Annotated in this window: 11 protein-coding genes and 2 pseudogenes; 10 read left to right on the top strand and 3 right to left on the bottom strand. The window is 56.9% G+C overall.

What is annotated here, in order from left to right; genetic code table 11:
• The first annotated feature begins 26 nt into the window (after positions 1–26).
• Both dcd and ACTG2J_RS10505 read left to right on the top strand, forming a co-directional pair.
• Positions 27–608: a dCTP deaminase gene (gene dcd / locus ACTG2J_RS10500; protein ID WP_005336719.1), complete on the top strand. Its 582-nt coding sequence runs from the start codon at positions 27–29 to the stop codon at positions 606–608.
• 376 nt (positions 609–984) lie between these two features.
• Complete coding sequence (locus tag ACTG2J_RS10505; protein ID WP_439988670.1) at positions 985–2,457, top strand: inorganic phosphate transporter; 1,473 nt, start codon at positions 985–987, stop codon at positions 2,455–2,457.
• Positions 2,458–2,641: 184 nt separating this feature from the next.
• Here ACTG2J_RS10505 and ACTG2J_RS10510 read toward each other — a convergent pair.
• Positions 2,642–3,732, bottom strand: a pseudogene (locus tag ACTG2J_RS10510) (IS3 family transposase); the annotation flags it as partial.
• Positions 3,733–3,847: 115 nt separating this feature from the next.
• The gene (rne, locus tag ACTG2J_RS10515) at positions 3,848–6,934 is read right to left on the bottom strand and encodes a ribonuclease E (RefSeq protein WP_439988669.1); all 3,087 of its coding nucleotides are present in this window, start codon (positions 6,932–6,934) and stop codon (positions 3,848–3,850) included.
• 413 nt (positions 6,935–7,347) lie between these two features.
• On the opposite strand from rne, the gene rluC reads away from it, so the two are divergent.
• Positions 7,348–8,292 carry a 23S rRNA pseudouridine(955/2504/2580) synthase RluC gene (rluC, locus tag ACTG2J_RS10520; protein WP_005351815.1) on the top strand — a complete coding sequence of 315 codons (945 nt, stop codon included), beginning with the start codon at positions 7,348–7,350 and terminating at the stop codon, positions 8,290–8,292.
• Positions 8,292–8,954, top strand: a complete 663-nt coding sequence (locus tag ACTG2J_RS10525; RefSeq protein WP_113739565.1) for an HAD-IA family hydrolase — start codon at positions 8,292–8,294, stop codon at positions 8,952–8,954. The genes rluC and ACTG2J_RS10525 overlap by 1 nt, the downstream gene beginning before the upstream one ends.
• Positions 8,955–9,054: 100 nt before the next feature.
• Here the strand turns inward: ACTG2J_RS10525 and ACTG2J_RS10530 are convergent, their stop codons facing one another.
• Positions 9,055–9,636, bottom strand: a complete 582-nt coding sequence (locus tag ACTG2J_RS10530; protein ID WP_113739564.1) for a Maf family protein — start codon at positions 9,634–9,636, stop codon at positions 9,055–9,057.
• Between the two features lie 118 nt (positions 9,637–9,754).
• Here ACTG2J_RS10530 and yceD point away from each other — a divergent pair.
• The 6 genes and pseudogenes from yceD (at position 9,755) to fabG (ending at position 14,215) form a co-directional block, all read left to right on the top strand.
• Positions 9,755–10,277 (top strand): annotated as a pseudogene (gene yceD / locus ACTG2J_RS10535) (23S rRNA accumulation protein YceD).
• A gap of 19 nt (positions 10,278–10,296) precedes the next feature.
• Entirely contained in the window at positions 10,297–10,464 is a 168-nt protein-coding gene (gene rpmF / locus ACTG2J_RS10540) for a 50S ribosomal protein L32 (RefSeq protein ID WP_005300935.1), read from the top strand.
• 9 nt (positions 10,465–10,473) lie between these two features.
• Positions 10,474–11,493 carry a phosphate acyltransferase PlsX gene (plsX, locus tag ACTG2J_RS10545; protein WP_113739563.1) on the top strand — a complete coding sequence of 340 codons (1,020 nt, stop codon included), beginning with the start codon at positions 10,474–10,476 and terminating at the stop codon, positions 11,491–11,493.
• A 7-nt stretch (positions 11,494–11,500) separates the two neighbouring features.
• Positions 11,501–12,460, top strand: a complete 960-nt coding sequence (locus ACTG2J_RS10550; protein WP_040065495.1) for a beta-ketoacyl-ACP synthase III — start codon at positions 11,501–11,503, stop codon at positions 12,458–12,460.
• A gap of 71 nt (positions 12,461–12,531) precedes the next feature.
• Entirely contained in the window at positions 12,532–13,467 is a 936-nt protein-coding gene (gene fabD, locus ACTG2J_RS10555; RefSeq protein WP_005333161.1) for an ACP S-malonyltransferase, read from the top strand.
• A 13-nt stretch (positions 13,468–13,480) separates the two neighbouring features.
• Complete coding sequence (gene fabG, locus ACTG2J_RS10560; RefSeq protein ID WP_005333159.1) at positions 13,481–14,215, top strand: 3-oxoacyl-ACP reductase FabG; 735 nt, start codon at positions 13,481–13,483, stop codon at positions 14,213–14,215.
• Positions 14,216–14,350: the final 135 nt, after the last annotated feature.

Genomic DNA, 14,350 nt, shown 5'->3' on the forward strand with positions numbered 1-14,350 from the left:
GCACAATTTGTCAGGAGAGTCGCCCAATGCGTCTGTGTGATACCGATATTGAACGCCATCTGGATGAAGGCAAGATCGTCATTGAGCCACGGCCCGGGGTAGAGCGGATCAGTGGTGTCAGTGTCGATGTGCTGCTGGGTAACGAGTTTCGGGTGTTTCGCGATCATACCGCGCCCTATATCGACCTGAGCGGCCCGAGCAGCGAGATGGCCGATGCCATCGATCGGGTGATGAGTGACGAGATCCACATCCCCGATGGCGAAGCTTTCTATCTGCACCCGGGTCAGCTGGCGCTGGCAGTGACCTACGAATCCGTCACCCTGCCTGCCGATATCGTCGGTTGGCTGGATGGCCGCTCTTCATTGGCGCGCCTGGGTCTGATGGTGCACGTGACGGCGCACCGGATCGATCCGGGTTGGTCCGGTCGTATCGTGCTGGAGTTCTACAATGGTGGCAAACTGCCGCTGGCGCTGCGCCCGAAGATGAAGATTGGCGCCTTGAACTTCGAGATGCTCTCCGGTGTTGCGGCCCGCCCCTACAACAAGCGGGAAAATGCCAAGTACAAAAGCCAGCAGGGCGCCGTTGCCAGCCGCATCAATCAGGACTGATGACAGACGGCACTGCAACGATTCAAGGGAGCACAAGGTGCTCCCTTTTTGCATCTGGAATCAAATGGATATGGGGTTAATGGTAATGGTCGGATGAGATGGGAGGGGCGGGTTGTTTTATCACCACTTTTTCCCGTTTTTCTGTCATAAATGCGTCATAAAAATGAAATTATTGGTTTAATTGTCAGCTAATTTTGCCATTTCCTGCAATCATTGATGGCTTTAATTAATCGATGGCAAGCCGCATGAGGACTGGCTCTAGGATATTTTTTTCCAAAAAGCTCTTTTTTTTTATGGCTGAAATATTTCAATGGTGGCTATGGTGTTGGCCGCCATCTGGCATAATCCGCCGCAACTCATAAACAGGCTTTTTTTTATGTTTGAAATGTTTAGTGGTTTGGGTTTGTGGTGGTCGATCGGTTTAGTATTGGCCGTTTTTTTTGTGCTTGCCTATGAATTCATCAACGGCTTTCACGATACCGCCAACGCGGTAGCAACGGTTATCTATACCAAGGCGATGCCCGCTCACCTGGCGGTCGTTGCATCGGGGATCTTCAACTTTTTTGGCGTCATGTTCGGCGGTCTGGGTGTGGCCTATGCCATTGTCCATCTGCTGCCCATCGACCTGCTGCTTGGGATGGACTCCACCCAAGGGTTGATCATGGTCTTCTCCTTGCTGTTTTCCGCCATCGTGTGGAACCTGGGCACCTGGTTCTTCGGGATCCCGGCCTCCAGTTCACATACCTTGATCGGTTCCATTCTGGGGGTAGGCGGCGCCTATGCCTGGATCACCCATAAACCGGTGACAGAAGGGATCAACGTGGGCAAAGCGATCGACATCATGCTGTCCCTCATCATCTCTCCCACCATAGGTTTCATCATCGCGGCACTGCTGCTGCTGGCAATGAAACGCATCTGGACCAGCAACAAGATCCACAAAACACCGGAAGAGCGTCAGCTGGTGGATGGCAAGAAGCACCCGCCGTTTTGGGCGCGTCTTACCCTGGTGGCCTCGGCCATGGGCGTCAGCTTCGTGCACGGCTCCAACGATGGCCAGAAGGGTATCGGTCTTGTGATGCTGGTGCTGATCTGCATGGCGCCCGCCTATTTCGCGCTGGACATGAACAGCCGCTCCTATGATCTGGATCGGACCCAGGATGCCAACCAGCGCATCATGGAGATCTACCAGCGAAACCAGTCAGCCCTCTCAGGTGTCATCAACTTCTCTGCACCGGTAACGGCTCAGGAAGAGCTGATGACCCACTGTTCCGCCGATGGCGTGCTGCAGGCGATGGCCACCCTGGATGCCCGTCTGGGGGCCGTGCGTACTTATGATCAGATGAGCCTGACCGACCGCCGTGAAGTGCGTCGTCTGCTGCTCTGTATCGATGACACCGCCCGCAAGGCAGCCAAGCTGCCACTGCCAGCCAAGGAGCTGACCGATCTGGCCAAATGGCGCAAGGATCTGACCGCGACCGCTGAATACGCACCGACCTGGGTGATTGTCTCCATCGCGCTGGCGCTGGGTTGTGGCACCATGGTGGGCTGGCGTCGTATCGTTCATACCGTGGGCGAGAAGATCGGCACCACAGGCATGACCTACAGCCAGGGCATTGCGGCCCAGATCACGGCTGCAACCTCCATCGGTGTCGCCAGTCTGACCGGTATGCCGGTGTCCACCACCCATATTCTCTCTTCTGCGGTGGCGGGTACCATGATTGCCAACAAATCCGGCCTGCAGAGCCAGACCATCAAGACCATCCTGATGGCCTGGGTATTGACTCTGCCGCTGACCATGCTGCTCTCCGGCGGCCTGTTCATCGTTAGCCACCATCTGTTTGGTGGATAATATCGCTATTTTTCTAAGGGCCTGTGGGCCCTTTTTTCATATCTGTGATTGGCTTTGATATGCCAACAAACAAAGTGTTGTATTGAAATTATCAATAGGTGTGATACTGAACATTGACGCTTTGAATGAACTTTCTCAGAAATATCCAAAGCGCAAACACAGGAGAAACCAGGGCGTTTTCCTGTAGTAACACTCCCTTCAAAATCCCGTTCATCCGCTCCGCCAACGCATTCTGGTAACAGTCATACCCATCCGTCATCGAGCATTTCACCCCGTACCGTTCATGTAGTGACTGATACAGCCCAGAGCAATACTGCACGCCGCGGTCCGAATGATGGATTAGCTCCCCGCTGCCACACCGTTGCTTCAGCGCTTTCTTGAACGCCATCGCCACCGATTCGGCATGCATTCCTTCGTGTACGTGATGGCCCACTATCTTGCGTGAGTACGCATCCGTCACCAGGCTCAGGTACAGCGGCCCGCTCCTGGCTGGCAGATAGGTGATATCAGCAACCCAGACCTGCTCCGGGGCCACCGGTGTGACCTGCTCTGGCCCCGCCTTGAGCAAGTTGGGATGACGGTAGAAACGGTGAAAACTGTGGGTGGTCTTGTGATACGCCCGTCTGGGTGGCACCAGCAGGCGGTGCTCGGCCAATATCTGAAACAGCCTGTCCCGCCCTACCTTGAGCCAGCCATCATCCTGACCCTGCAGCAGATAATGCAGCTTGCGAGTGCCCACCCGAGGTTGTCGCAGTCGAACCTGACGCACGAAGCGCACCACCTGCAATCCTTGTGCATGGCGCTCGTCGGCGACCCGATTGCGCTTGTAGTAAGCCTGCCGGCTTATCCCCAGAAACAGGCAAGCCCTGACAATGCTCAGCCTTTCGACTTGCCGCTGCGAGAGGACTTGCCGGGTCGCTTTTTTACGATGGAGACGCCGTAGTCATTCTTCAGTACATCGACGACGGCCTCAAAGAACTGGGCCTTCTGACTCATTAGCGCCAGCTGTTGCTCGAGTTCCTTGATGCGCTGTTCGGGCGTCTGGTTGTCGGGGTCAGGCATGGTGATGCTCCTGCCGGCACGCACAGAAGCCCCCTGGCTCCAATCTTGCCGACCATGTTTACGCAACCATACCAGAACGGTGGAGCGGCCCTGAATGCCATAACGCACCTGAGCCTGTTTGTAGGTGAGCTCGCCTTTTTCAATCTGCTCGACCAGTGACAGTTTAAAAGTCAGCGAGTAATCGCGCTGTGTCCGTTTCACACCTTGTCCCATCGGGTTCTCTATTTATTGGGGGGAAAGGTGTAAACCATATTCAGGACGGGACACAGGCAATAAAAAAGCCACACCGGTTGGTGTGGCTTTTGTTTAGGGGGTCAACCCGGGTTGCTTAGGGGCGACCGGCCGGGCAGGTGGCCACGTTGACGGCGGCAGTGCTACCACCATGACGACCTGAGGTGCTCACTTCGTTGCGTACCAGCGGCGGGTAGTTAACCGGCTCACGAACAGGCAGGGCAGGGGCTTCGGCAGGGGTTGCCATCGGGGCGGATGCTTTGCGGGCACGAGCCAGCAGGCCAGCACCGTGAGCTACCTGTTTGGTCACGACCGGAGTCTCTTCCACCACAACTGCAGCGACAGGTGCCGGGGCAGCAACTGGCATTTCGACTGCAGCCGGTACAGCTTCCACGACAGGAGTGCTGACAGCAGGGGTTTCTTCAACAACCGGAGCAGTTTCAACGACTTCAGTGGCAGCCATGTCGGCAACCGGAGCGGCGACAACGGCAACTTCCGGCTCTGCTGGCACCACGACCTCAGCGACAGCGTCAACAACCGGGCTAGCGATCACATCGGCTTGAGTTGCTTCGACCTGGGCAGCAGCCTGCTCGGCAGCTTCTTCAGCAACGGCTTCGACAACCACATGCTCGGTCAGTGCCGCAGAGGCTTGCAGGGCAGCAGCGACGGCTTCAGCGCTCGGGATGGTAACAACAGGCACTACCGGCTCTTCAACCTGCGCTTTGGCAATATCTGCCTGGGCTGCGGTGGTCAGAGTGGTGGTATCTTGCTGTTCTTCGTCACGCTGGCTGCGGGCATCTTCGTTGATGCGCTTGCGGCGCTGACCTTCGATACGCTGGCTGCGCGGAGTGCGGCGTGAGCGGCGCTGGCCTTCACTCTGCTCTTCCTGCTCGTTACCCACTGTGGCATCGATCACTTCAGCTTGCGCTGCTACTTCGTCAACCGGCAGGGCAGAGGTGTCAGCAGCGGCGACATCGACACGGATCTGCTTGCGCAGTTGACGACGTTCGCGGCGCTCGGCCACTTTCAGCTCTTTCTCCTGACGTGGCTGGACGGCAGTTGCATCAACGGCGTCTACCGCTTCAACAACGACTTCGGTGCGCGGCTCACGGGGAGCACGAGGTTCACGGGCAGGACGTGGCGCACGTTCCTGACGCGGTTCGCGAGGTTCGCGCTCCTGACGGGGTTCACGTTCAATGCGCTGTTCGCTACGCACCTCACCACGGGCTTCACGCTCCTGACGAGGCTCGCGCTCTTTGCGGGGACGGCGATTGCGGTTTTCACCGGCTTCGCGGTTGCCACCTTCACGCTTCTCGCCAGCTTCCGCATTGTTGCGGTTGCCACGATTGTCGTCACGACGAGGACGCTGACCACGGCCACGACCTTCTTCGCGCTGGTGACGTTGACCTTCATCCTTGCGTGCTTCACGAGCAGCAGGTTTCTCGGCGGGCGCTTTCACGTCGGCAGGTGCTGCATCGCTGCTGAACAGGCCGGTAATGCCTTTGATCAGCTTGCTGAAGAAACCTGCTTCGGCAGGTGCAGCGGCAACGGCCGGGGCTGTCTGCTGCTGTGCTGCAACTGGCGCGGGTTGAGTCGGCTGGGCAAAGCCTTGCAGCAGCGGTTGTTCACGCTCGATCACCTGAGCTTGCTTCGGCTGGTAGACCGGCTTGGCAATCTCGGTTTTCAGCTCATAGCTGGCCGCTTCCGGGATCTCGTTCTGACGAATGCGGGTCACTTCGTAGTGCGGGGTTTCCAGATGCTGGTTCGGAATGATGTAAACACGCACATCATTTCGCTGTTCCAGACTGGCGATGGCGGCACGCTTCTCGTTAAGCAGATAGGCTGCAACATCCACCGGCACTTGGCCGTGAACCTGCTCGGTGTTGTCCTTCATGGCCTCTTCTTCGATGAGACGCAGGATGGACAAGGCGAGGGATTCGTTGTCACGGATCACGCCTTGACCCTGGCAACGGGGGCAGATGTGGCTGCTGGACTCGTTGAGGGAAGGACGCAGACGCTGGCGAGACATCTCCAGCAGACCGAAACGGGAGATACGGCCCAGCTGGATGCGGGCGCGATCCTGATGAACCGCTTCACGCAGACGGTTTTCTACTTCGCGCTGATGGCGAACCGGCGTCATGTCGATGAAGTCGATTACGATCAGGCCACCCAGATCGCGCAGACGCAATTGGCGGGCAATTTCGTCGGCCGCTTCCAGGTTGGTTTGCAGCGCCGTCTCTTCGATATCGCCGCCCTTGGTGGCGCGGGAGGAGTTGATATCGATGGAGGTCAGTGCTTCGGTCGGATCGATAACGATGCTGCCACCGGAAGGGAGGCGCACTTCACGCTGGAAGGCTGATTCGATCTGGCTTTCAATCTGGAAGTGGTTGAACAGGGCAACTTCACCCTTGTACAGCTTCACACGGTTGAGGAAATCGGGACGTACCAGCTCGATATGGGCCTTGGCGCGTTCGAAAATCACCGGATTGTCGATCAGGATCTCGCCCACATCGCGACGCAGATAGTCACGGATGGCACGCACGATGACATTGCTTTCCTGATGGATCAGCACCGGCGCGGCGCGCTCCTGGGAGGCTTTGTGGATGGAGTCCCAGTGGTTGAGCAGAACGTTCAGATCCCATTCCAGCTCTTCTGGCGACTTGCCCACACCGGCGGTACGTACGATCAGGCCCATGCCTTCCGGCACGGTCAATCCGCTCAGGGCTTCTTTCAGTTCAGTCCGCTCATCACCCTCGATACGGCGGGAGATACCACCGGCACGGGGGTTGTTGGGCATCAGTACCAGGTAGCTACCTGCCAGGCTGATAAAGGTGGTGAGGGCTGCACCCTTGGTGCCACGCTCTTCCTTGTCGATCTGGACGATAACTTCCTGACCTTCGCGGACCACTTCTTTGATGTTGGGACGACCCTGATAGGAGTAACCGGAGGGGAAGTAATTGCGGGCGATCTCCTTCAACGGCAGGAAACCGTGGCGCTCGGCGCCGTAGTCGACAAAAGCAGCTTCAAGGCTGGGTTCTACGCGGGTGATCTTACCCTTGTAAATGTTCGCTTTCTTCTGCTCGTGTCCCGGACTTTCAATATCCAAATCGTAGAGCTGTTGTCCGTCAACCAGCGCTACGCGCAACTCCTCTTCTTGAGTTGCGTTGATAAGCATTCTTTTCATTGAGTTCTCATTATTGTGTCATTTTGATTTCCTCCATCTGGGTCCTGCCAGCGCCGGCCTCGGGTCTTCAGCATACTGGGGCAACCTCCCGGTTGGGGTATGCATGAGGCGCAAACTAAGGGCGTTCTGGTCATCACTTCTCGAGAAGGAATGAATAAGGATGCCGAAATGGAGACAAATAAACGGTGATGTTTGTGTTCTCCATGCGTTGTACCTCGCACCCGGGAACCGTCATGTTCTTGTATACACGGTGTTTCGGGATTGGGTGGCATACTTTTTGGCCACTTAGTACAAGGCTTGAACACAATGACAAAACCTTGTTTATTATCCCATTTAAACCTCTTTTATAGCAAGGCGCCATTTTTCAACAAACCATGCAGCCAAGGGGCGCTGGCAGTGTTAAAATCCGCGCCATGACACAGATACAACAACAAGTGCAGCTGCTCACCATCGAAGCTGAGCATGACGGGCAGCGCATCGACAATTTTCTCAAGACTCAGCTAAAGGGCGTCCCCAAGAGCCTGATCTATCGCATCCTTCGCAAAGGTGAAGTGCGAGTAAACAAAAAGCGCATCAAACCGGAGTACAAACTCTGCGCAGGTGACGAGGTGCGGGTGCCCCCCGTGCGCGTTGCCGAGAAGAATGAGCTGCCTTCAGCCAACCTCGGTGTTATCCAGCGTCTGGAGAGCCAGATCCTGTTTGAAGACGATGCCATGATCGTGCTGAACAAGCCCTCCGGCATGGCCGTACATGGCGGCAGCGGGCTGAGCTTTGGTGTGATTGAAGGGCTGCGCGCCCTGCGTCCTGAAGCCCGTTTCCTCGAGCTGGTTCATCGACTGGATCGCGATACCTCAGGCGTACTGCTGGTTGCCAAAAAACGCAGCGCCCTGCGCAGCCTGCATGAGCAGTTGCGGGTCAAGACCATGCGCAAGCAGTATCTGGCGCTGGTTCGCGGCAAATGGCAGGCTCACGTCAAGGTGGTCAATGCGCCGCTGCGCAAAAACGATCTGCAGTCTGGCGAACGGGTAGTACGGGTCAGTGCCGATGGCAAGCCCTCCGAAACCCGGTTCCGCATCGTGCGTCAATTTGCCGAAGCGACTCTGGTCGAGTGCAGCCCCATCACCGGTCGTACCCACCAGATCCGGGTGCACACCCTGCATGCCGGTCATCCGATCGCCTGTGACGATAAGTACGGTGAAGCGGCGTTTGACGAGAAAATGCGCAGCCAAGGTCTGAAACGGCTCTTTTTGCATGCCTGGAAGCTCAGTTTCACCCATCCGGCCGATGGTCGCGAGATGCAGGTAGAAGCGCCGCTGGCACCTGAGCTCGACAACTTCCTCAACGGCTTGCCACGCTGATGCAGGATATCCGGCTCGCCATTTTCGATTGGGACGGTACCCTGATGGATTCGGTGGGCCGGATTGTGGCCTGTGTGCAGGGGGCTGCCAGAGATTGTGAGCTGGCGGTTCCTGCACCAGCCCAGATCCGGCAGATCATCGGATTGAGCCTTGATGTCGCCATGTCCCGCCTTTTCCTTTTACGTAGCGACAATGGTAGCGCTATTGATGAGCGCAAAATTGCCGCGCTCATCGATCGCTATCGTCATCACTATCTGCACGATGCGACCCCCAGTCCGCTGTTTGCCGGGGCAGGGGAGTTGCTGCATGACTGGCAGTCACGGGGACTGCAACTGGCTGTTGCTACCGGGAAATCGCGCCGTGGGCTGGATCGGGTATTGGATGAGACCGGGCTGCGCCCGTTGTTTGTGATCAGTCGTGGGGCCGATGAAGCCCGCTCCAAGCCTGATCCGCTGATGCTTGAGCAGATCCTGGATGAGCTGGGGCTGTCACCCTGGCAGGCCGTCATGATCGGCGACTCTGTTCACGATATGGCGATGGCCGAGGCAATTGCCATGCCGCGCATCGGCGTTACTTGGGGTGTAGATAGTCGGGATGCCCTCAGTCGTCACGGACCTGTGGCGGTGGTGGACTCCATGACGGCTCTTCGCGGGCTGTTGTAGACGCATCTTTTTAACAGACATCAATCTGATTGATAACAGAAGCCCGGTATATTGACCGGGCTTTTTATATTCTCGTTCTAGCTTATCTATTCGTCCGCAATCAGGGCAGGGCAATACCGTGGCGCTCCAGCAGCTCGATCAGGCCGATCAGTGGCAGACCGATCAATGCGTTAGGATCGCGCCCCTCCAGCCCCTTGAACAGAACGATCCCCATCCCTTCACACTTGAAGCTGCCCGCACAATCGAGGGGCAGTTCAGCCTCTACATAGCGGCGAATGGCGGATTCGTCGAGATCGCGAAAGTGGACCGTAAACGGTTCAATCAATTGATGAATCTCATTGGTTGCAGCGTTAAGTACGCACAGCCCGGTGTAAAAGGTGACGCTGCGACCTTGAGCCGCCATCAGCTGGGCGATGGCATTGTCGATGGTGCCCGGTTTGCCGAGGATACGGCCATTGCAGACACACACCTGATCAGAGCCGATGATCAAGCCGTGATCACGTTGCCCAGCGATGGCATCAGCCTTGGCACGAGCCAGTCTGGCCACCAGCGCCTCGGCGGATTCGCCAGCCAGTGGTTGCTCATCCACATCGGGGGCGGCACATTCAAAGGGGAGTCCGAGCTTCTCCAGCAGGGCTTTGCGATAGCGAGAAGTTGAGGCGAGGATCAGATTCTGTGGCATAATCAGGTACCGATGAAAGCGAGTACCGGCATTCTAGGGACTTGTGACGTTAAAATCATCGGCGGTAAGGACTTTTTCCTTTGACTATCAGTTGTTGGACCTATATTATTCGCGCCCTATGCAAAAGGTGAAGTTGCCCGTTAAGGTTGATCCAGTCCGTAGTGCCTTGAAGCTGCTCGATTACATCGGGATAGTGGAAAAGTCGCAGATGCCCAGGCTGGAGGAATCAACCGCTGGCTTGCAGAGTGATATCGATGTATCACTGCACTTTGGCAAAGATGTCCAGAAGTTGACCGTTATGAAAGGCACTGCCCATGCCAAGGTTGACCTGGTTTGCCAACGTTGCGGAGAGACATTCGAACACCTCTGTGAAGCTGAATTTATCTACACTCCGCTGTTCGAAAGAACAAACGAGGAAGAACTGCCGGAAGCTTATGAGCCCATTGAGTTGGACGAAAACGGCGAGATAGATCTTCATCAAATCCTGGAGGATGAACTTCATCCTCTCGTTGCCTCAAGTTGCAATGCATTCTCTGGATGCATGCCCGAGAGGAAACATGGAGATGACCTGGGGTGAAATCGAACCTGCTGATGAGCGGCCGAATCCCTTTGCAGTTCTTGAAGAGCTTAAACGTAAGTGAATTTAGGAGTTAGCCTACAATGGCCGTACAACAGAACCGTAAAACCCGTGCCAAGCGTGGCATGCGTCGTTCCCACGATGCGCTGACCACCGCTGCCCTGACTGTTGATCAGACCAGTGGCGAAATTCATCGTCGTCACCACGTGACTGCCGATGGTTTCTACCGCGGTAAAAAGGTAATCGCTTAAGGATTGCCTTTGTCTACGCAAACTGTCGCGCTAGACATCATGGGGGGAGATATTGGCCCCTCGGAAACAGTGCCTGCCGCCGTGCAGGCACTGTCTCTTTTACCCCAGTTAAAACTGATCCTGGTCGGCGACCAGCATCAGAGCTCTTCTCTGCTGCAGCAACATGGCTTGCTGAATCATCCCCGCGTTCGTTTCGTACATGCATCCCAGGTGGTTGGCATGGGCGATAAACCGATCGTGGCGCTGCGAACTCTGAAAGACTCCTCCATGCGGGTGGTACTCAATCTGGTGAAAGCCGGTGAGGCCGATGCCTGCGTCAGTGCCGGTAATACCGGTGCGTTGATGGCGATGGCCAAGTGCGTGCTCAAATCCCTGCCCGGGGTCGATCGGCCGGCACTTATCAAGGCGCTGCCGACATTGAGTGGCAAACGCACCGTGATGCTGGATCTCGGCGCCAACGTCAGTTGCGATGCGGATACCTTGCTGCAGTTTGCGGTGATGGGCTCCGTCGTGGCCGAAAAGGTAGAAGGCATTGCATCCCCCCGTGTTGCCTTGCTCAACATCGGCGAGGAGGAGATCAAGGGCAACGATCTGGTGCGCCACAGCGCCGAATTGTTGCGTCAGTGCCACGCGCTCAATTATGTCGGGTTTGTAGAAGGGGATCGCATCTTCAGCGGCGACAGCGACGTGATCGTCTGCGACGGTTTTGTCGGCAATGTCGCCCTCAAGACGGCAGAAGGGGTGGTGCGGATGATGGCCCAGCTGGCCGGATATCCCCGCAAGAAACGCACTTTTCTTGGCCGGATCGCCGGATTTATGTTCAAACGGCGTTTTTCTTACCTGAACCCCGACCAGTATAACGGAGCAAGTCTGTTAGGATTGCGCGGCATTGTGGTAAAAAGTCATGGGCGGGCCGAACGGCGCGCCCTGTGTAATGCGATCCTGCTGGCCGCACAAGAGGCCAAACATCAACTTCCACTGCAAATAGCAGATCGCCTTGAAGCTGTCTTCTCTGACAGGGATCTATAAGAACTCTATGCATAGCAAAATTCTGGGTACTGGCAGCTACCTGCCGAGTTCAGTGCGTACCAACGCCGATCTCGAGCAGATGGTTGAGACCAGTGATGAGTGGATCGTGGAACGCACCGGTATCCGTGAGCGCCGTATTGCCGGGGCTGACGAAACCGTTGCCACCCTCTCTTACCAGGCCGCCCTGCGCGCCCTGGATGCAGCCGGTCTGACCGCTGCCGATCTCGATATGATAGTGCTGGCCACTACCAGTGCTGAAAATGCATTCCCTGCTGCCGCCTGCGAGCTGCAGGGGCTGCTCGGCGTTCCGGGCATTCCTGCCTTTGACGTGGCTGCTGCTTGCGCAGGCTTCACCTACGCACTCTCCATTGCCGATCAGTTCGTCAAATCCGGCGCAGCCCGCCATGTGCTGGTCGTCGGGGCCGATGTGCTCTCCCGCATGTGCGATCCGCAAGATCGCGGCACCATCATCCTGTTTGGTGACGGGGCAGGGGCCGTGATTGTCGGTGCCAGCGAGACCCCGGGCATCCTCTCTACTCATCTTCATGCCGATGGCCGTTATGGCGAGCTGCTCAAGCTGCCTCATCCCCGTCGCGGCATGCCGGGTGCCGAGCTCGAAGCCTACATGTATATGAAGGGCAACGATGTCTTCAAGGTCGCGGTCACCCGTTTGAGCGAGATCGTCACCGAGACGTTGGCCGCTGCTGGCATCGAACCGAGCGAGCTGGACTGGCTGGTGCCGCATCAGGCCAACTTCCGCATCATCAGTGCCACCGCCAAGAAGCTCGGTATGAGCCTCGATAAAGTGGTGCTGACCCTCGACAAGCACGGCAATACCTCTGCCGCTTCTGTTCCGGTCGCCTTCGACGAAGGGGTGCGGGATGGCCGGATCAAACCGGGTCAGCTGGTACTGCTGGAAGCCTTTGGCGGCGGTTTTGCCTGGGGCTCGGCGCTGGTTCGCCTCTGATCTTCGGCGGGATGGTGCGCCCATCATCCCGTCACCGATTTCATTTTTGTCTTATCTAAAAGGAATCAATGATGACCCAATTTGCCATTGCCTTCCCGGGACAAGGTTCCCAGTCCGTTGGCATGCTGGCCGAGCTGGCCGAACAACATGCCGTGATCAAGGAGACCTTCGCCGAGGCGAGTCAGGTGCTGGGTTATGACCTGTTTGCCCTGGTGATGGATGGTCCGGTTGAAGATCTGAACAAGACCTGGCGCACTCAGCCTGCGTTGCTGACTGCCTCTGTCGCCCTCTGGCGCCTGTGGCAACAGCAGGGTGGGGCAACGCCTGCCATGATGGCGGGTCATAGCTTGGGTGAGTACTCCGCGCTGGTTTGCAGTGGCGCACTTGATTTTGCCGATGCGGTCAAACTGGTCGAGCTGCGTGGTCTGGCCATGCAGGAAGCGGTACCCGAAGGCACCGGCGCCATGGCGGCCATCATCGGTCTGGATAACGAATCCATCGCCGCCAACTGCGAAAAAGCGGCACAAGGGCAGGTGGTCTCTCCGGTTAACTTCAACTCCCCGGGCCAGGTGGTTATCGCCGGTCACAAAGAGGCCGTTGAGCGCGCCAACGTGCTGATGAAAGAGTCGGGCGCCAAGCGTGCGCTGCCGCTGCCGGTCTCCGTGCCGTCTCACTGCGCACTGATGAAACCTGCCGCAGAAAAACTGGCAGCTGCGCTGGACGGGATCGAGATCAAGGTTCCAACCATCGCGGTCATCAATAATGTCGACGTATCCTGTGAACAGGATCCGGCCGCCATCAAGCAAGCGCTGGTACGTCAGCTGTTTAGCCCGGTTCGTTGGACCGAGACTGTCGAGAGGATGGCCAATGAGGGCGTTACCCTCGAGATCGAGATGGGACCGGGCAAAGTGTTGACCGGGCTCGCAAAGCGCATCGACAAGCGGGTGGAAGGTATTCACGCCAACGATGCCGCCTCTTTTGAGCAGGCGCTGGCCCAGATCAAGTAAACAGGAGCAAGTGATGAGCTTTACCGATAAGGTTGTGTTGGTGACCGGTGCCAGTCGTGGCATCGGCCGTGCGATTGCCGAAACATTCGTGGCCCGTGGCGCGAAAGTGGTCGGTACGGCGACCAGCGAGAGCGGTGCCGAGGCGATCAGCGCCTATCTGGGCGAGAATGGTTGCGGCATGGCACTGAACGTGACCAGCCAGGAATCCATCGAAGCCGTCTTCGCCGCCATCAAGGCGCGCTTTGGCGACATCGACATCCTGATCAACAACGCGGGTATCACCCGTGACAACCTGTTGATGCGGATGAAAGATGACGAGTGGAACGAGATCATCGATACCAATCTGACCTCTCTCTACCGTCTGAGCAAACCGGTGTTGCGTGCCATGATGAAGAAACGTCACGGTCGCATCATCAGCATTGGCTCCGTGGTGGGAACCATGGGCAATGCCGGTCAGGTCAACTATGCTGCCGCCAAGGCCGGTCTGGTTGGTTTTACCAAATCGTTGGCGCGGGAAGTGGCATCCCGTGGTATCACAGTGAACGCGGTTGCTCCCGGTTTCATCGAAACCGACATGACCCGTGCCCTGAATGACGATCAACGTGCCGGCATCATGAGTCAGGTGCCTGCCGCCCGTTTGGGTGATCCAAAAGAAATTGCCGCAGCTGTGGTATTCTTGGCTTCTGATGAAGCAGCCTATATCACCGGCGAAACCCTGCATGTTAATGGCGGGATGTACATGGTGTAATCAATTTGTCGTAAGATCTGTTCAAATTTGCGATAGTACGCCGAAGTTTGGCACATTTCGTGGTTTGACCAGCGGCAAGCTACTTGCAAACTCACGTCAATTGAATAAACTACCCCAACCAGACGCAAATAGCGT

Origin of the sequence: Aeromonas sp. 6P (assembly GCF_051919525.1) — a bacterium.
In the GTDB taxonomy this organism is placed as follows: Bacteria; Pseudomonadota; Gammaproteobacteria; order Enterobacterales; family Aeromonadaceae; genus Aeromonas; species Aeromonas veronii.